Source organism: Thiogranum longum (assembly GCF_004339085.1).
GTDB classification, from domain to species: Bacteria; Pseudomonadota; Gammaproteobacteria; order DSM-19610; family DSM-19610; genus Thiogranum; species Thiogranum longum.
This window is the reverse complement of sequence record NZ_SMFX01000001.1, coordinates 1,653,282-1,670,487: the sequence shown is the minus strand read 5'-3', so window position 1 is coordinate 1,670,487 and position 17,206 is coordinate 1,653,282. Positions and strand designations below refer to the sequence as shown.

The 17,206-nt window shown below is 56.3% G+C and carries 18 protein-coding genes; 16 read left to right on the top strand and 2 right to left on the bottom strand.

Annotated features, from left to right (window positions below; genetic code table 11):
* Positions 1–2: 2 nt before the first annotated feature.
* The 16 genes from sdhC (at position 3) to DFR30_RS08190 (ending at position 12,856) form a co-directional block, all read left to right on the top strand.
* Positions 3–383 (top strand): succinate dehydrogenase, cytochrome b556 subunit, encoded by a 381-nt coding sequence (sdhC, locus tag DFR30_RS08265; protein WP_132972206.1) that lies wholly within the window; start codon positions 3–5, stop codon positions 381–383.
* Positions 380–730: a succinate dehydrogenase, hydrophobic membrane anchor protein gene (gene sdhD / locus DFR30_RS08260; RefSeq protein WP_165869146.1), complete on the top strand. Its 351-nt coding sequence runs from the start codon at positions 380–382 to the stop codon at positions 728–730. Before sdhC ends, sdhD begins: the two co-directional genes overlap by 4 nt.
* 3 nt (positions 731–733) lie before the next feature.
* Positions 734–2,500: a succinate dehydrogenase flavoprotein subunit gene (sdhA, locus tag DFR30_RS08255; RefSeq protein WP_132972204.1), complete on the top strand. Its 1,767-nt coding sequence runs from the start codon at positions 734–736 to the stop codon at positions 2,498–2,500.
* A gap of 1 nt (position 2,501) precedes the next feature.
* Positions 2,502–3,203, top strand: coding sequence for a succinate dehydrogenase iron-sulfur subunit (locus DFR30_RS08250; protein WP_132972203.1), 702 nt, complete (start codon positions 2,502–2,504; stop codon positions 3,201–3,203).
* 38 nt (positions 3,204–3,241) lie between these two features.
* Positions 3,242–3,442, top strand: coding sequence for a succinate dehydrogenase assembly factor 2 (locus DFR30_RS08245; RefSeq protein WP_424565407.1), 201 nt, complete (start codon positions 3,242–3,244; stop codon positions 3,440–3,442).
* Complete coding sequence (locus tag DFR30_RS08240; protein WP_132972201.1) at positions 3,408–3,878, top strand: protein YgfX; 471 nt, start codon at positions 3,408–3,410, stop codon at positions 3,876–3,878. The genes DFR30_RS08245 and DFR30_RS08240 overlap by 35 nt, the downstream gene beginning before the upstream one ends.
* Complete coding sequence (locus DFR30_RS08235) at positions 3,838–4,305, top strand: CYTH domain-containing protein (protein WP_132972200.1); 468 nt, start codon at positions 3,838–3,840, stop codon at positions 4,303–4,305. The genes DFR30_RS08240 and DFR30_RS08235 overlap by 41 nt, the downstream gene beginning before the upstream one ends.
* Positions 4,299–5,777 (top strand): ABC transporter substrate-binding protein, encoded by a 1,479-nt coding sequence (locus tag DFR30_RS08230; protein ID WP_132972199.1) that lies wholly within the window; start codon positions 4,299–4,301, stop codon positions 5,775–5,777. Before DFR30_RS08235 ends, DFR30_RS08230 begins: the two co-directional genes overlap by 7 nt.
* A gap of 64 nt (positions 5,778–5,841) precedes the next feature.
* Positions 5,842–6,363, top strand: a complete 522-nt coding sequence (locus DFR30_RS08225; protein WP_132972198.1) for a L,D-transpeptidase — start codon at positions 5,842–5,844, stop codon at positions 6,361–6,363.
* An 88-nt stretch (positions 6,364–6,451) separates the two neighbouring features.
* Positions 6,452–7,630: an AAA family ATPase gene (locus tag DFR30_RS08220; RefSeq protein ID WP_132972197.1), complete on the top strand. Its 1,179-nt coding sequence runs from the start codon at positions 6,452–6,454 to the stop codon at positions 7,628–7,630.
* A 12-nt stretch (positions 7,631–7,642) separates the two neighbouring features.
* Positions 7,643–8,572 carry a nickel ABC transporter permease gene (nikB, locus tag DFR30_RS08215; RefSeq protein ID WP_132972196.1) on the top strand — a complete coding sequence of 310 codons (930 nt, stop codon included), beginning with the start codon at positions 7,643–7,645 and terminating at the stop codon, positions 8,570–8,572.
* Complete coding sequence (locus tag DFR30_RS08210; protein ID WP_132972195.1) at positions 8,569–9,381, top strand: ABC transporter permease; 813 nt, start codon at positions 8,569–8,571, stop codon at positions 9,379–9,381. Before nikB ends, DFR30_RS08210 begins: the two co-directional genes overlap by 4 nt.
* A complete protein-coding gene (gene nagZ, locus DFR30_RS08205) occupies positions 9,382–10,431 on the top strand; it encodes a beta-N-acetylhexosaminidase (protein ID WP_132972194.1) in 1,050 nt (349 codons plus the stop codon). It begins immediately after the preceding gene.
* A 9-nt stretch (positions 10,432–10,440) separates the two neighbouring features.
* Complete coding sequence (locus DFR30_RS08200) at positions 10,441–11,556, top strand: mechanosensitive ion channel family protein (RefSeq protein ID WP_132972193.1); 1,116 nt, start codon at positions 10,441–10,443, stop codon at positions 11,554–11,556.
* Positions 11,553–12,104: a hypoxanthine-guanine phosphoribosyltransferase gene (locus tag DFR30_RS08195; RefSeq protein ID WP_132972192.1), complete on the top strand. Its 552-nt coding sequence runs from the start codon at positions 11,553–11,555 to the stop codon at positions 12,102–12,104. The genes DFR30_RS08200 and DFR30_RS08195 overlap by 4 nt, the downstream gene beginning before the upstream one ends.
* Positions 12,105–12,109: 5 nt before the next feature.
* Positions 12,110–12,856 (top strand): S-methyl-5'-thioinosine phosphorylase, encoded by a 747-nt coding sequence (locus DFR30_RS08190; RefSeq protein WP_132972191.1) that lies wholly within the window; start codon positions 12,110–12,112, stop codon positions 12,854–12,856.
* A 47-nt stretch (positions 12,857–12,903) separates the two neighbouring features.
* Here DFR30_RS08190 and DFR30_RS08185 read toward each other — a convergent pair whose 3' ends face one another.
* Entirely contained in the window at positions 12,904–13,605 is a 702-nt protein-coding gene (locus tag DFR30_RS08185; protein ID WP_165869145.1) for a CsiV family protein, read from the bottom strand.
* Between the two features lie 15 nt (positions 13,606–13,620).
* Complete coding sequence (gene mfd, locus DFR30_RS08180) at positions 13,621–17,151, bottom strand: transcription-repair coupling factor (protein WP_132974423.1); 3,531 nt, start codon at positions 17,149–17,151, stop codon at positions 13,621–13,623.
* Between the last annotated feature and the right edge of the window lie 55 nt (positions 17,152–17,206).

Here is a 17,206-nt window from a genome sequence, read left to right as displayed (position 1 = left end):
TCATGGCAAAACAAAAAGCAGCGCCCAAGTTCCTCAATCTGCTGGCCATCAGGCTGCCGCCGGGCGGCATCGCCTCCATCGGACATCGGATATCCGGTGTCCTGATGTTTCTTTCCATACCGCTTTTTGCCTGGCTGTTCGGTCTGTCGCTGGAAAATGAACAGGGTTTTGTGCGGGCTGTGGGATATCTCCATTCAACCTTTTTCCGCTTGCTTCTCCTGTTCATGGTGTGGTCGCTGAGTCATCACCTGTTGGCCGGGATCCGCCATTTGTTACTGGATGCCGATATCGGCGTCGATAAACCCACCGCACGATTAACGGCCCGTATCGTAAATTTTGCTGCGTTGCTGGTGGTTGCCGCCTATGTGGTATACCCGCTGTGAGTCGTGCCGCACAGGGCTTGCGCGCCTGGCTTCTGCAACGTTTTACCGCCATCTATCTTGCAATCTATTTTGTCTCGGTGCTGACGGTCTTTTTCACCCGGGACAACTGGGACTATGTTCAATGGCATAGCTGGCTAAGCCAGCCGCTGATGGGCATTTCCACGGTCCTGTTTTTACTGGCCGTGCTGCTCCATGTCTGGGTCGGCGTGCGCGATGTGCTGATTGACTATATCCATGTTGCCTGGCTGAGGTTGATGTTCATGGCCGGAACGGCGCTGATGTTGCTGGTCAGCCTGTTATGGATATTGCGCGCATTGAGCCTTGCAGCACTCTTACCCCCGGGATAAACGATGAGCACCATACCCAAACGCAGTTTTGATACGCTGATCATTGGCGCCGGTGGCGGCGGATTGCGTGCTGCCTTGCAACTTTCCCAGGCCGACGCACGTGTGGCGGTCGTCTCAAAGGTATTTCCCACCCGTTCGCACACCGTGGCGGCACAAGGGGGTGTCAATGCGGCGCTTGCCAACGTGGTGCCGGACAACTGGCACTGGCACATGTTCGATACCGTCAAGGGCAGTGATTACCTGGGTGACCAGGATGCCATCGAGTATATGTGTCGTGCGGCGCCACGGGTGGTGTATGAGCTCGAGCATTTTGGCGTGCCATTCTCCCGACTGGACACCGGTCGCATTTACCAGCGTGCCTTCGGCGGCCAGAGTCGAAATTTCGGGGGTGAGCAGGCAGCGCGCACCTGCGCAGCGGCAGATCGAACAGGTCATGCCATCCTGCATTCGCTCTATCAACAGAATATACGTGCCAAAACGCATTTCTTTGATGAGTATTTTGCTATTGATCTTATCAAGGACCAGGACGGCTATTTTCTGGGCGCACTGGCGATCGAGATTGCCAGTGGCGAACCTATCCTGATAGAAGCCAAGACGACATTGATTGCTACCGGTGGTGCCGGCCAGTTGTTCCGTACCAACACCAACGCCCTGGTCAATACCGGTGACGGCATGGCCATGGCGCTGCGCGCCGGCATGCCGTTGCAGGACATGGAGTTCTTCCAGTTTCATCCGACCGGCATTGCCGGCAAGGGCATGCTGATCACGGAAGGTGTGCGAGGTGAGGGCGGATACCTGCTCAACGCCGATGGTGAGCGTTTCATGGAGCGTTATGCACCGAATGCCAAGGACCTTGCCAGCCGGGATGTGGTCAGTCGCGCCATTGCAACCGAGGTGCGCGAGGGGCGTGGTGTCGGGCCCAACAAGGATCACGTTTTACTCAAGCTGGATCATCTTGGCGCGGATATTGTCAAGAAACGTCTGCCGGGCATACGCGATACGGTCATGACGTTTCTGCACATCGATCCGGCAGAAACGCCGATCCCGGTATTTCCGACGGCCCACTACACCATGGGGGGTATCCCCACCGACCGTTTCGGTCAGGTGGTGATACCGGAACAGCAGGGTGCTGAAGAACCTGTGCCGGGCCTTTACTCGGTCGGCGAATGCGCCTGCGTATCAGTACACGGCGCCAACCGCCTGGGTGGAAACTCCCTGCTCGATATCCTGGTGTTCGGGCGAGCGGCCGCCAACCATATTATCGACCATCTTTCCGAACAGCGTTATCACCGCCCGATACCGGAAGGCGCTACAGATGTTGCCATGCAGCGCCTGACGCGCTGGAACCGCCAGGGCAAGGGTGAGTCAGTGCCGGGCCTGCGACGGGAGTTAGCCAAGGTTATGGAAGACCACTGCAGCGTATTTCGTAACGAGGAAGTGTTGCAGCAGGGCAAGGACAAGATGCTGGAAATTCGTGCACGTATTCGTGATGCCTATATCGACGATCACAGCAAGGTGTTCAATACCGCGCGCATCGAGGCCATGGAACTGGAAAACCTGGTTGAGATCGGTGTGGCCACGGTCACCTCGGCGCTGGCGCGGACCGAAAGTCGTGGTGCGCATTCGCGTATCGACTATCCTGAACGTGATGATGCTAAATGGATGCGCCACAGCCTGTTCTCACTGGACGGTGACAAAATGGACTACAAGCCGGTGCGTATCAAACCGCTAACGGTAGACAGCTTCCCGCCAAAAAAACGGACCTATTGATATGAAGTTCTCCATTTACCGCTACGACCCAGACCAGGATGCCAGGCCGTACATGCAGGACTATGAGTTGGCAGATGAGAAAGTCGAGCAGGGCATGATGCTGCTGGATGCGTTGTTGCTGTTAAAGGAGCAGGACCAGAGTCTCAGTTTCCGTCGCTCATGTCAGGAAGGTGTATGCGGCTCTGACGGTATGAATATCAATGGTCGTAACGGCCTGGCCTGCATCACCATGCTCTCCGAACTGAAACAGCCGGTGGAAATCCGACCCCTGCCGGGTATGCCGGTGGTACGCGACCTGATTGTTGACCTGTCGCAGTTCTATAAACAATACCGGACTGTCAAGCCCTACCTCACCAATGATGATCCCTGTCCCGAAGTAGAACGACTGCAAACACCGGAACAGCGGGAACAGCTGGATGGCTTGTACGAATGTATCTTGTGCGCCTGCTGTTCCACCTCCTGCCCGTCATTCTGGTGGAACCCGGACAAGTTTCTCGGCCCGGCAGCGCTGTTACAGTCCTGGCGCTTTCTTGCCGATTCGCGCGACCAGGCAACCGAGGAGCGCCTGAATGACCTGGAAGGGCCGTTCCGCCTGTTTCGCTGTCACACCATCATGAACTGCGTCGAGGTTTGCCCCAAAGGACTCAACCCGACGAGAGCCATCGGTCATATCAAGGCGCTGATGGTCAAACGCTCGTTGTGACTGAACTCGCACGGCTGCGCTGGAAGTGTCGCCGGGGCATGCTGGAGCTTGATCTTTTGTTGCGGGATTTTCTTGACCATGGCTACGCGCAACTGGATGCCAATGCCACGCAACGTTTCGATACCCTGCTTGATTATCCGGATGCCGTTTTACTGGAATGGCTGATGGGCCGTATACAACCTGCCGACAAGGATGTCGCTCAACTTGTGGAACAGATTCGATCGTCCGCTTCGCCTTGAACTGGGCAATTCGCCGCTGCTGCTGAAAATACTGCTTGCCCTGCATATGGCGGGTATTTCTGCCTGGCTGCTGGTACCGCTGTCCCCGGTTCTTCGCGGGCTGGCTGTTGTGATCCTGTTCGGCCAGTTCTGCCGTTTATACCGCCTGCACGTATCTCCACTCGCACGTTACGCGGTCCAGGCCTTGTATTGGGAGCAGGCTTCAGGCTGGAAAATAAAAATAACTGCTGGCTGGTATCCGGCTACAGTCTGCGTGCCGTTCTATGTGACTTCACAGCTGGTTGCAATACGTTTCCGTACAGGCCGTTTTCGCAAGGTCACTGTCATTGTTGTCGGGGACCGCACTGGAGCGGATGATTTTCGCCGGCTTCGTGTGCGCTTGCTACAATGCGCGCATGGGCGTAGAGATCGAGCGAAAATTCCTGGTCAGGAGTGATAGTTGGCAAGTACACGCCGGTAACGGGTCACGTTACCGACAGGGCTACCTGTCGCATGACCCGCAACGCTGTGTGCGGATTCGTATTTCAGGTGATGATGCCTGGCTGAATATCAAATGCGCCACATCACCGATACGACGCCTCGAGTATGATTATCCTGTGCCCCTTGAAGATGCGCAGGAGATGCTGCAGATGTTGCGTAGCGACGACTGCATCGACAAGGTCCGATACCCTGTCAGGCACGGTAGACATGTATGGGAAGTCGATGTATTTGAAGGCAGTAACGCCGGCCTCATTGTTGCCGAAATTGAACTTGACGATGAAGATGAGACTTTCGAAAAGCCTGACTGGCTTGGTGAGGAAGTTTCCGATGATCCGCGTTACTACAACATGAACCTCGCAAAACAGCCGTACAGCACGTGGTGATACGTGTTCTGGCAGTGTGTCTTGCGTTCTGGCTTTGCGGGTGCGATTCGCCCCCCGACAGCGGGGCGATCCGTTTTGCGCTGGCGACGGTTCCCTCGGGTCTTGATCCGCGATATGCCAGCGATGCCGCATCCGAGCGAATCAATCGACTGCTCTATGCGCGACTGGTCGATTTTGATGAACAGTTCCGGCCAGTGGCGTCATTGGCGCGCTGGGAGCGATTGGCACCCGACCACTACCGCTTTTTTCTGCGCAAACAGGGCAGAATGTTTCACGATGGCACGCGACTCGAGGCCAGGGACGTGGCCGCCACGTACCGCTCCGTACTCGATCCTGCCACGGCTTCGCCACACTATGGTGCGCTTGAACTGATAAAGCGCATTGAGGTAATCGACCCCGACACGCTGGATTTTTATCTTGATCAACCGGCTCCCCTGTTTCCTGCCTGGATGACAGTGGGAATCGTTCCAGCCGCAGCGATAGAGAAAGGTTTGCCACTACATCATCGTCCGCTAGGCAGTGGCCCGTTCCGTTTCGTCAACTGGCCGCAGGCCGGTCGGCTTGAGCTGGCGCGTGTCAGCGATGGTCAAAGACTGGTATTCGAACAAGTGCATGATCCGACCATGCGTGTGTTGAAACTCCTGCGTGGCGAAGTTGACCTGCTGCAAAATGACTTGCCACCTGAATTGATCGACTGGCTTGATGGCCATGACAACATACAGGTGGCCCGGCGCAATGGCAGTAATTTTTCCTACCTCGGGTTTCAGATGCAGGATCCTGCAAGCGGAAAACTGCAGGTGCGCCGTGCTGTAGCACTGGCCATCGACAGGGACGCTATTATTCACTATGTGTTTCGGGGGGCGGCGCGCAAGGCATCGGCACTGTTGCCACCGGAACACTGGGCCGGTGTGTCGCTAGCGGGTATTGAGCGTGATCTGCCACGTGCACGCGCGTTATTGCAGAAAGCCGGTTACAGCCCGAAAAACCCGCTGCGTCTCACCTACAAGACGTCGAGTGACCCGTTCCGCATCCGGCTGGCGACCATCCTGCAGCAACAACTCGCCGAAGCCGGCATTCGTGTAACGGTCAGCAGTTATGACTGGGGCACTTTTTTTGGCGATATCAAGGCGGGGCGTTTCCAGCTCTACAGCCTTGCCTGGGTGGGTATCAAGTCACCGGATATTTTTCGCTACGCCTTTCACAGCATGTCTCTGCCACCAGCCGGTGCAAACCGGGGAAGGTTTAGCGACAGGCAGACGGATGAATTGATCGATGCAGCGATGCAGGAAACAGACTTGCAGCGACAGGCTGAAATATACAGGCGATTGCAACAAAGACTGCTGGAAACCTTGCCATATATTCCTTTGTGGTTCGAGGGTCAGTACTTCGCGGCCCGTGACAATATTGTTGGTTATCACCTCGCAGCGGATGGTAATTTCGATGCGCTGGCGCAGGTTGTTCGACAGCAGTAGCTTGTTATACTCGAATCAGTCTCGATAAACCCGCCACTACGCGCGCAGGAAATTACCGCGGTCTATGCCAGCTAAACATCAATTGCCACCATCCCGTCTGGAGGTCAGCCTGGCAGACCAGCGCCTTGACCTGTTCCGGGGCCATGAATGTGTTCGAAGTTGGCCCGTATCAACAGCGAAGAAAGGGGCGGGCGAGCAGTCTGGCAGTGAGAAAACTCCTCGTGGCTGGCACAGGATACGCGCCATGATCGGTGCGGGCTGCCCGGCCGGGACGGTATTTGTCGGCCGGCGCCCGACCGGTGAAGTCTGGACGCCGGAACTGGGAAAAGAACACCCGCAACGGGACTGGATACTGACCCGTATTCTCTGGCTCAGCGGCAACGAGCCCGGGGTGAACCGGCTCGGTGACGTAGATACCCAGCGTCGATACATTTATATTCACGGGTGTCCGGACAGCGAACCGCTGGGCGAGGCGCTTTCTCACGGCTGTATTCGCATGCACAATCGCGATGTTATAACCCTCTTCGATGCGGTTACCCCCGGCTTCCCGGTACTCATAAAATCACCCGATCAGGAAAGTACATAAAGGCTGATCCCTTTGCTATCGTGTGGTATGATTTCGCCATAAAACTGACGTTTGGGGGAGGGCAGGCCAGAACGCCTGCCGGGGTTACATGACTCGATTTGTTTCCATCACCAGTGGCAAGGGCGGCGTTGGCAAAACCAGCATTGCTGTAAACCTTTCCATGCAACTGGCACAACGTGGCAAACGTGTTTGCCTGATCGATGCAGACTGGGGATTGGCCAACGTCAACGTCATGCTCCGCTTGCGTCCACAGCACACGCTGGAGGATGTGATTGTTTCCGGCTTGTCAGTTGACGCCATTATGCTGCGCAATATTCAGGGTGTGGATATTCTCCCCGGCAGTTCGGGTTCGGAACGTATGGCCCGGTTGTCACCGGAACAGCTAGGACGCCTGGCAAACGCCATGCAGGCGCTGGAGAACTATGATTTTGTCATCATAGATTCATCATCGGGGATTGCGCGCAATGTGCTGGCACTGTCGCTGGCCAGTCCCGAAGTGCTGATGGTTATCACGCCGGAACCAACCTCGATGACTGATGCCTATGCCCTGCTCAAGCTGCTATACGCCGAGTCGTACCAGGGGCGTGTTCAGGTTATTGTAAATCACTCAAGAAATCATTCAGTTGGAAGGCATAGTTACGATAGATTCAGGGAAGTGGTCGAGTTTTACCTGAAACTCAGGCTGCCACTGCTCGGGCTGGTGCAGGAAGATGAACGTATGCAAAAGGCCGTGCTAAAGCAGCAGGCCCTGAGCAGCCACAGCCCGGAGTCGGTAGCGGCCCGTGATATCGGCTCACTGGCGGGACAGTTATTGCTGGAAGACAATAGCATTAAGCGTGTTGATACGACGACTTTCTGGAAGCGTTACCTCGAGACAGCCGGGCACAGCATAACCTCATCCTCATGTGATGAGGTAGCAGCTTCTGAAGATGAGACGCCTGAACGCGCGGAGCTTGAAGACCAGATTGAGTTGCTGAATGCCCAGGTGGATGCATTGATCAGTGAAGTCACCCATCTCAGGCAGGCCAGTGAGAAACCTTCTGACACCTCTGTGGTGCCACTTGACCGGGGACGTCGCAGCTTGCGCTCCTGTTGTCCTGAACGCTGGGTGGCCGAACTGGCCTCTGGTTATGAAATTGCAGGTGAGCCCGATAACAGTTTCCCGGTCTATGAACTTGAACAGCCTGATGGCAAGGTCATTCACTTCGCCTGTCACAGTCTCGATGACGCTTACGAAAATCCTCAACCGCAATCCACTTCTTCCTGAACGGGCGATTTGATGCCGACGTACCTGGCTTCGCGTTTGCTGAACGCACTATGGGTGCTGTTCGGTGTCACTACACTGGTTTTTTTTCTTATCCACTGGGTGCCGGGTGACCCGGTGGCCGTTATGCTCGGCGAATCCGCAACAGCTGCGGATACCGAAGCATTGCGGCATGCGCTGGGGCTGGATCAACCTCTGGCAGATCAGTGGGTGGCCTTCCTGACCGGTGTGTTATCGCTGAACCTTGGCAGTTCTTTGTACTACCACGAACCGGTGTTCAGTCTGTTGCTCGAACGACTGGGGGCGACCCTTGAACTTTCAGCGCTGGCATTCCTTGTGGCGCTTGTTGTTGCCTTGCCGCTTGGCTTGCTGGCAGCCGCACGCAAGGACAGTGTATGGGACAGATCAGCAATGGGGTTTTCACTCGTGGGCGTTTCCATTCCAAATTTCTGGCTTGGGCCGCTGCTGGTGATGGTTTTCTCACTCGGTCTGGGGTGGTTCCCGGTCAGCGGACGGGAAGGGGTGCTGTCTGTTGTGTTACCGGCTGTTACGCTGGGTACCGGTCTTGCCGCCGTGCTGTCACGCATGGTACGCAGCAGCTTGCTGGAAGTGCTTGGTGAAGATTTTATCCGCACGGCACGTGCCAAGGGGCTGGATTCACGAACCGTGCTGGTACGCCATGCGCTGCGAAATGCCTGGCTGCCGGTATTGACCTTGCTGGGCATGCAACTGGGCGCTTTGCTCGGTGGCGCAGTGGTCACGGAAATCGTGTTCAACTGGCCCGGGGTTGGCGCCTTGCTGGTGGAATCCATCCAGCGACGTGATTATCCTGTAGTGCAGGGCTGTGTTTTGCTGATCAGCCTGAGTTACGTGCTGGTTAACCTGGTGACCGACCTGTTGTATGTGAAGGCCGATCCACGTATCAGGCTCGGGCAGTCGCAATGATCCATCGTTTCGCCATGCTGGTATTACTTGCCTGGACACTGGTTGCGTTGGGAGGGCACTGGTTACCCCTGCAGCCGGACCAGGTTGCCTTGCCCGATATTCTTGAAACACCAGATCGTGAACACTGGCTTGGTGCGGATGATCTGGGACGTCCGGTGCTCGACCGCCTGCTGGTCGGGGCGGCAGTATCGTTCCGGGTTTCCATGCTGGTTGTCGGCCTGTCCATGCTGTTTGGTGTGCTGATCGGAAGTGCAGCTGCATGGTATGGTGGTGGTGCTGAAAGAGTACTGGTGATGGTAATGGATGTGTTTATGGCATTCCCGGGCATCCTTCTGGCGATTGCCCTGGCCGGTCTGCTCGGGCCGGGTATCGATAACCTCGTTTTTGCGCTGACACTGGTTGGCTGGGTGGGTTACGCCAGACTGGCGCGTGCCCAGGTCATGTCTGTTAAACAGCGGGAACATGTACAGGCAGCACAGGCACTTGGTACACGATCTCCGCGTATCATACAGCGTCATTTATTGCCGCTGATCAGTGCGCCGCTGGTGGTGGAAGCGACCTTTGGCATTGCAGCCGTAGTAATAGCCGAGTCCGGCCTGTCATTTCTCGGTCTGGGTGTTCAGCCACCTGACGCTTCCTGGGGAAGCATGATTCGTGATGGCGTACGCTATATGCTGGTAGCCCCACACCTGGTCCTGGCGCCGGGTGTGGCGCTGATGCTGGTAGTGCTGAGTGTTAATCTGCTGGGTGATCAATTGCGAGACTGGCTGGATGTGCGTTCTGGTCAGCGTGGACAGGAGAACAGGTAGATGAGTATGGGGCCGGTTATGCTGGACGTTCAGGGACTGGAGTTACAGGCAGAAGAGCGCGAACTCCTGTTGCACCCTGCCGTAGGTGGCGTAATCCTGTTCAGTCGCAATTACGAATCACCGGAGCAGGTAACAAAACTGGCGGCGGATATTCACGCTGTTCGCCAGCCCCCCCTGTTGATCGCGGTGGACCAGGAAGGTGGACGCGTACAGCGTTTTCGTGACGGTTTTTTCAGGTTGCCGCCCGTCGGTGTGTTTTCCGAATTGTACGACGATAACCCGGCTGCGGCACTGGCACTGGTCGAGGATGCAGGCTGGTTAATGGCCAGCGAGGTGTTATCGGTTGGTGTCGATCTGAGTTTTGCCCCGGTACTCGATCTCGATCTCGGGGTTTCCGCAGTCATTGGTGACCGTGCCTTCCATCGCACCCCGGAGGCGGTTACCGAACTGGCAATGGCCTATCAGCGTGGCATGCACCAGGCCGGCATGGCGTCGGTTGGCAAGCATTTCCCCGGTCACGGTGGTGTGGCTATCGATTCACACCACGGCCTGCCGGAAGATGAACGCAGCCTGGCAGATCTGCAGCAACAGGATTTGATACCGTTTGCAAGGCTGGCGCGTAACGGTATGAACAGCGTAATGGTGGCGCATGTTCTGTACTCGCAAGTCGATAGCCAGCCGGCAGGCTTTTCACGCTACTGGTTGACCGGCATACTGCGCGACGCCATGCAGTTTCAGGGCGTTATTTTCAGCGATGACCTGAGTATGGGCGGTGCAGAATGGGCCGGTGACTATCCACAGCGCGCTCAACTGGCGCTGCAGGCAGGTTGTGACATGGTGCTGGTCTGCAACCAGCCTGAACGTGCTGTCGAGGTTGTCGAATCGTTGTCGAATTACACTGATCCGGCAGCACAATTGCGCCTGGCACGGATGCACGGAAGACAGTTTCCGGCCCGAGAAACCCTGCGCCAGGGTCAACGCTGGAAGTCGGTAACCACAAGATTGGCCCGCTGTGAAACAGAGAGCTGGCTGGATATGGACATGGAGTAAAAGGAAGAAATGCAAAATCAGATTATCACAATGTTGTCTGACTGGACCGGCACCAATACCTGGGTGATACAGGTATTTATCGTGGTGTTTGTCACCATGTTGGCAGACCTCGTCAAGCGGCGCCTGTTAAGTCGCCTCCACCAGCGACTCGGCAAGACAAGCAATCCCTGGGACGATGATGTGGTGCAGGCAGCAGCACGGCCACTGACATTACTGATCTGGGTGGTAGGTATTACCTTCGCTGCGGATATTGTTCGCGTCGAATCCGATGCCGTCATTTTCAACGCCGTTGATCCGATTCGCCGTGTCGGCGTAATTGTCGCAGTTGCCTGGTTCCTGGTGCGGTTAACCGCCCGACTACAGGAAACTGTGATCGAGCGCGGCTTGTCCAGCGGCGAACCCTATGACCGTACCACCGCTGATGCCATTGCCAAACTGGTACGACTGTCTATCATCATCACCTCGGCACTGGTTATCCTGCAGTCGCTGGGTTTCAGCGTATCCGGCGTGCTGGCTTTTGGTGGCATTGGGGGTATTGCCATCGGTTTTGCTGCCAAGGATCTGCTGTCCAATTTCTTTGGCGGCTTGATGATTTACCTCGACCGCCCGTTCCTGATCGGCGACTGGATTCGTTCACCTGACCGTGAAATTGAAGGCACTGTGGAGCACATAGGCTGGCGACTGACGACTATCCGCTCATTTTCCAAACGCCCCATCTATGTGCCGAATTCAATGTTTGCCAGTATCGCTGTGGAAAACCCTTCGCGCATGACGCACCGGCGTATCTACGAGACCATCGGTCTGCGCTACGATGATGCTGCAAAGGTTGCAGACATACTTGCAGATATTGAAACCATGCTGCGCCAGCACGCGGAGATCGACGACAGCCAGACCCTGATGGTCAATTTCAACACCTTTGCACCATCGTCACTGGATTTCTTTATTTATACCTTTACACATACGACCAACTGGGTGAAGTTCCACTCCATCAAGCAGGATGTGTTGTTGAAGATCGAGCAGATTATTCGTAATCACGGTGCGGAGATTGCCTTCCCGACCTCAACAGTACATGTGCCGGATGGCCTGAAGCTGGAACCGCCATTGCCGGAAGGTGCTGTTAAATGACCCTGGCCGAAATCGAGGCAGTGCGACGCAGTGCAGACCTCGTCTTTGACCGCCATGCCGTTGACTCAGCCTATGACCGTATGGCGAAGGACATTACACGCGAACTGTGTGATACGAACCCGGTCATACTGTGCGTGATGAGCGGCGGTCTGGTCCCGACCGGCGAATTGTTTACCCGGCTGGATTTCCCGGTGCAACTGGATTACCTGCACGCTACGCGTTACCAGGGGACACAAGGCGGGCTGACCCTGAACTGGTTGGCGCGCCCGCTGCATGACCTGAAGAGGCGTACTGTGCTGGTTGTGGATGACATACTCGATGAAGGCTTGACGCTGTCCGCTATCATGGAGTACTGCCGGGAGCAGGACGTTGAAGCCGTATACAGCGCCGTGCTGGTCGAGAAAAAACACCACCGAAAAGCCCCGGGACTAACGGCTGATTTTGTTGGCCTGGAAGTCGAGGACCGTTATGTATTCGGCTGTGGTATGGATTTTCACGGCTACTGGCGAAATCTGCCGGCGATCTACGCTGTCGCAGGGACAACGTAAAAGGAGTGCAGGTGACTGTAGCAGGCATTATTGGCGGAACCGGTTTGGGCCGGATTGAAGGGCTGGAAATCATCCGTCACGAGGAGCTGGAAACCCCGTATGGCAAACCTTCATCACCGTTAAGCCATGGGCGTATCGATGGTAGTGACGTGGTGTTTCTGGCACGTCACGGAGCAGCACATTCCATCCCGCCTCACCGGGTCAACTACCGGGCCAATATGTTTGCATTACGTGAAGCGGGAGTGGAGCAGGTCGTTGCCGTTGCGGCTGTTGGCGGTATACAGGCAGATATGTTGCCTGGTGTGCTCGCGCTTCCGAACCAGATCATCGATTACACCTGGGGACGTAAACACAGCTTTTTCGATGGCAGCCCCGGCAAGGTTACGCATATCGATTTCACCGAACCCTACTGTGAAACCCTGCGCCACACGTTACTGAATGTCGCACAGTCGAGTGACATCCAGCTGTCTGACGGCGGGGTGTATGGCGCAACCCAGGGTCCAAGGCTTGAAACTGCGGCTGAGATCGATCGCATGCGGCGTGATGGCTGCACACTGGTCGGGATGACGGGCATGCCGGAAGCGGCGCTGGCCCGGGAACTGGGCCTTTGTTACGCCTCTTGCTCGGTGGTTGCCAACCGTGCCGCCGGGTTTGGTGGCAAGGCAATTCACATGGAAGAGATTCAACAAACTCTGAATTCAGCAATGATTAATGTTGAAACTTTGCTAATCAATTGGTTAAAAACAATATAACGGGCATTACATTAATAGATGCATTAACCGGGCTTCGGCCCGGTTTTTTATTGTCCGGGATTTTTTGTGGGTGATTCAGTAGCTGGTGGTTTCGCGGTTTCTGCCTGTGATGGGGCGGGCGTGTAAGGTGTAATCAGCGCAATCACACCGAACTTTGGATGATCGAAATAATGTAATTCCTTGCTACGCATGCGGCGGTGTTCTTTCAGCCTGAACTCCGGCAGTTCGTTGTCACTGAAGTCGGTTTTTATAACCAGCGTTTTGTCGATCAGTTGCAGGTCGAGATAGAGATGCAGGTAGCGTTCGACGGCAACGCGTACAGTGCCTTCCACCGTTGTCGAAAACTGGTTTCCACCCGGTGGTAGTTCGATAGCTTGTGCCCGCTTGCGGTCGAGTACTGTCTGGCGCCAGGCAATATGGCGCAATGGCCGGTAATTGGCAGAGCGTTTAAGCGCCACCTGTTCGGCCGCCAGGTGCAGGTTTTGACGGTCAAGCCAGAACGGATTGTTCAATCTCTTGCCGGTACGGGGCGCACCCCGGGTTCCTTCCCCATTTGATCCCGTTGTGTCTTCGGTAAACCATTCCGAGTAGTCAACAGGCCAGACTTCGCCTCCATCGCTCGCACTGAGATTCTGGAAAATCAGCAATTCGATATCGAACTGACGCGGTGCATCGTCAGCCAGGATCGGGGATATCAGGCTGTTGAACAGGAACAGGGTATAAAAAACGCGCCGGGTAAATTTTATCATGGTAACCATCCTGCCCTAAGCTGAACGGGTGCTCAACCTTTCCAGTAAATTACTGACAGTATGCAGACGTTTTTCAGTGTCATTCATGTCTGCATAGAAACGGATCATATCAGAGCCATCCAGCCGGTAGTGCTGTGGCTCGGTCTGGATAAGCCGGATGATAGTGCCCGGGTCCACGTTCGGTTCCGGCCCGAACAGCAGCCTGCCGCTTTCCTCGCCGGCATCGATTTTGCTGATGCCGAGTGGTGCCGCTTCAAGTTTCAGTCGCGTGACCTCGAACAGTTGTTTGACCGGTTCCGGCAGCAGGCCAAAACGGTCGATCATTTCTACCTGTAACTCACGCAGCTCGTCTTCGTTCGCTGCACTGGCAATGCGTTTGTACAGGATCAGGCGGCCGTGCACATCATGCATGTAATCATCGGGAATCAGCGCCGGCAGGTGCAGGTCGACTTCCGGGCCATGGTTAAGCGGGCGCTCCAGTTCCGGCTGACGGCCGGCTTTCAGGGCAGTGACGGCGCGCTCCAGCAGTTCGGTATACAGGCTGAAACCTATTTCGTGAATCTGGCCGCTCTGGTCGTCACCCAGCAGTTCACCGGCGCCACGGATTTCCAGGTCGTGGGTAGCCAGGGTAAAACCGGAACCCAGGTCTTCCAGCGATTCAATGGCCTCGATGCGTTTAATGGCATCGTCACTCATGGCCTTGCGTGGTGGCACCACCATGTAGGCATAGGCGCGGTGATGAGATCGTCCGACGCGACCGCGTAGCTGGTGTAACTGGGCAAGCCCGAGTTTGTCGGCGCGGTTGATCAGAATGGTGTTGGCACTGGGTACATCGATACCGCTTTCAATGATGGTGGTGCACAGCAGGATATTGAAGCGACGGTGGTAGAAGTCCAGCATTACCTGCTCCAGTTCACGCTCGCGCATCTGGCCATGACCGACTTCCAGGGTGGCTTCCGGCATCAGTTCGCGCAGTTCACGGGCGATGATTTCGATGTTGTCGACTTCGTTGTGCAGGAAGTAAACCTGGCCGCCGCGCTTGATTTCGCGCAGGCAGGCCTCACGGATGGTGGCCTTGTTCCATTCCGTGATAAAGGTCTTGATGGTCAGTCGTTGTGCCGGTGGCGTGGCGATGATGGACAGGTCGCGCAGGCCGGACAGGGACATATTCAGTGTGCGTGGTATCGGTGTGGCGGTTAACGTGAGCAGGTCGACCTCGGTCCGCAGTGCCTTGAGTATTTCCTTCTGGCGCACGCCAAAGCGGTGTTCTTCGTCGATAATGACCAGGCCAAGATTTTTCGGTTTGACGTCACCCTGCAGAATCTTGTGTGTGCCAATCAATATATCCAGTGCGCCGTTTGCATAACGCTGCAGGATGTCGTCCTGCTGTTTTTTACTGCGGAAGCGCGACAGCACATCGACCCGGATAGGCCAGTCGGCAAAGCGGTCGGCAAAGTTCTGGTAGTGCTGCTGGGCGAGCAGGGTGGTCGGCACCAGCACAGCCACCTGGCGTCCGGCCTGTGCAGCGACGAATGCGGCACGCATGGCGACTTCGGTCTTTCCGAACCCGACATCACCACACACCACACGATCCATCGGCTGCGGGCCGGTCATGTCGGCAATAACGGCTTCGATAGCACTGGCCTGGTCGGGCGTTTCCTCGAACGGGAAGGTGCTGGCGAAGGCGCGGTATTCATCGGCATCGAACGGGAAGGTATAACCCTGGCGAGCGGCACGGCGTGCATAGATGTCGAGCAGTTCGGCGGCGACATCACACACTCGCTGAGCAGCACGCTTGCGGGCTTTTTCCCACTGGTCGCTGCCAAGCCGATGCAGTGGTGCGCTTTCCGGGCTGGAACCGGTGTAGCGGCTGATCAGATGCAGTGAGGCAACCGGGACATAGAGTTTATCGTTACCGGCATATTCGAGTGTGAGAAATTCGGACTCGCGGCCACCGACGGTCAGTTTCTGCAGACCGATATAGCGACCGACACCGTGGTCTTCGTGTACCACCGGAGCACCGATATTCAGGTCGGTGAGGTTGCGGACAATGGCTTCGGCATCGCGTTTCGGTTTCCTGCGCTGTTGCTGTTGCAGGGCGCGCTCACCAAACAGGCGGGCCTCGGTAATCAGGACGACCGGATTTTCACCGGCTAACCACGCGCCTTTTTCGAGGGGTGCAACCGTGATACCGAGATCAAGGTCACTTTCAAGAAATGCGTGCCAGCCAGCAACCGTCTGCGCCCGCAGGCCAAATTCACGTAGCTGCCCCTGCAGGGTTTCGCGTCGGCCAGCCGATTCGGCGCAAACCAGTACACGTCCCGGGAAGCCGGCGATGAAATTCTGCAATGCGGCCGCCGGGTGTTCCGTGCGCACCTTGATTTGCAAATCGGGCAGCGCGCGGGTCGCATAATTGAGATGAGTTGTCTGTGCCGATGCGCCCCCCGGGAGTGTTTTGCCGTGCAGGTCCAGTGCTTCCGCACGCTGCAGCTCGATACGCGCGCTGTTATCGAGCGCACGACGCATTTCATCGTCAGACAGGTAGAGACGATCCGGTGGCAGCAGTGGCCGTTCAATATCGTGTCGAAGGGATTCGAAGCGCTCCTCGACTTCCTGCCGGAACTCATCAATCGCCGCATGAGCATCCTCGCTTTCTACCAGGAAACAGTCGCCCGGCAGGTAGTCGAACAGCGTGGCACTTTCCTCGACGAACAGCGGCAGGTAATACTCGATGCCTCCAGGGATAACGTTATTACTGACGTCGCGGTAGATCAGCGCACGTTGCGGGTCGCCTTCAAACAGGTCCCGCCAGTTCTGGCGGAAGCGTCTGATGGCCGCCTCGTCGACCGGGAATTCACGTGCCGGTAACAGGCGTACCTGTTGTACCTTGTCGATGGAGCGTTGTGTTTCCGGGTCAAAGGTACGGATGGACTCGATTTCATTATCGAACAGATCGATGCGGAACGGTGTCGCGCTGCCCATGGGAAACAGGTCCAGCAGGGCGCCGCGCACGGCAAATTCGCCATGCTCCATGACCTGTTCCACGCAACGGTATCCGGCGGTTTCGAGTCGTTTGCGCATGGCGTCGAGGTCAAGTGTATCGCCACGATCGAGTACCAGGCTGTACTGGTCCAGGAAACTTTTCGGTGGCAGCCGCTGCAGCAGTGTGGCCACCGGTACCAGTAGCACGCCACGCTTCAGCTCAGGCAGGCGACACAGGGTTTCGAGCCGTTCGGAGATAATGTCCTGGTGCGGTGAAAACGCATCATAGGGCAAGGTTTCCCAGTCAGGAAAACACAGGATATCCAGCGATGCATCATCACAAAAGAAACGCAGTTGTGACTGTAGCTGTTCTGCACTCTGGCTGTCCGGGGTGATGACCAGTAGCAGTCCTTCGTGTTGCTGTGCGGCACCGGCCAGGATCAGCGGCAGGCTGTCGCCATACATGCGGGACCAGATTACGCGTTGACGCGCCTCCGGCAGACACGGGTGTAAGGGGTCTGCCTGATCGGCATCGGATGTTGTTTGGCTGGCGGCCTGTGACATAACAATCTGGTGTGCGGCAAAGCCGTGTATTCTCGCATAACCGGACAAAAAAAAC

Bases quoted from the DNA above. Each gene is read 5' to 3' on its own strand.
- sdhC (WP_132972206.1), top strand. From the start codon at position 3: ATGGCAAAACAAAAAGCAGCGCCCAAGTTCCTCAATCTGCTGGCCATC.
- sdhA (WP_132972204.1), top strand. From the start codon at position 734: ATGAGCACCATACCCAAACGCAGTTTTGATACGCTGATCATTGGCGCC.
- DFR30_RS08250 (WP_132972203.1), top strand. From the start codon at position 2,502: ATGAAGTTCTCCATTTACCGCTACGACCCAGACCAGGATGCCAGGCCG.
- DFR30_RS08245 (WP_424565407.1), top strand. From the start codon at position 3,242: ATGCTGGAGCTTGATCTTTTGTTGCGGGATTTTCTTGACCATGGCTAC.
- DFR30_RS08235 (WP_132972200.1), top strand. From the start codon at position 3,838: ATGGGCGTAGAGATCGAGCGAAAATTCCTGGTCAGGAGTGATAGTTGG.
- DFR30_RS08225 (WP_132972198.1), top strand. From the start codon at position 5,842: ATGCCAGCTAAACATCAATTGCCACCATCCCGTCTGGAGGTCAGCCTG.
- DFR30_RS08220 (WP_132972197.1), top strand. From the start codon at position 6,452: ATGACTCGATTTGTTTCCATCACCAGTGGCAAGGGCGGCGTTGGCAAA.
- nikB (WP_132972196.1), top strand. From the start codon at position 7,643: ATGCCGACGTACCTGGCTTCGCGTTTGCTGAACGCACTATGGGTGCTG.
- DFR30_RS08210 (WP_132972195.1), top strand. From the start codon at position 8,569: ATGATCCATCGTTTCGCCATGCTGGTATTACTTGCCTGGACACTGGTT.
- nagZ (WP_132972194.1), top strand. From the start codon at position 9,382: ATGAGTATGGGGCCGGTTATGCTGGACGTTCAGGGACTGGAGTTACAG.
- DFR30_RS08200 (WP_132972193.1), top strand. From the start codon at position 10,441: ATGCAAAATCAGATTATCACAATGTTGTCTGACTGGACCGGCACCAAT.
- DFR30_RS08195 (WP_132972192.1), top strand. From the start codon at position 11,553: ATGACCCTGGCCGAAATCGAGGCAGTGCGACGCAGTGCAGACCTCGTC.
- DFR30_RS08185 (WP_165869145.1), bottom strand. From the start codon at position 13,605: ATGATAAAATTTACCCGGCGCGTTTTTTATACCCTGTTCCTGTTCAAC.
- mfd (WP_132974423.1), bottom strand. From the start codon at position 17,151: ATGTCACAGGCCGCCAGCCAAACAACATCCGATGCCGATCAGGCAGAC.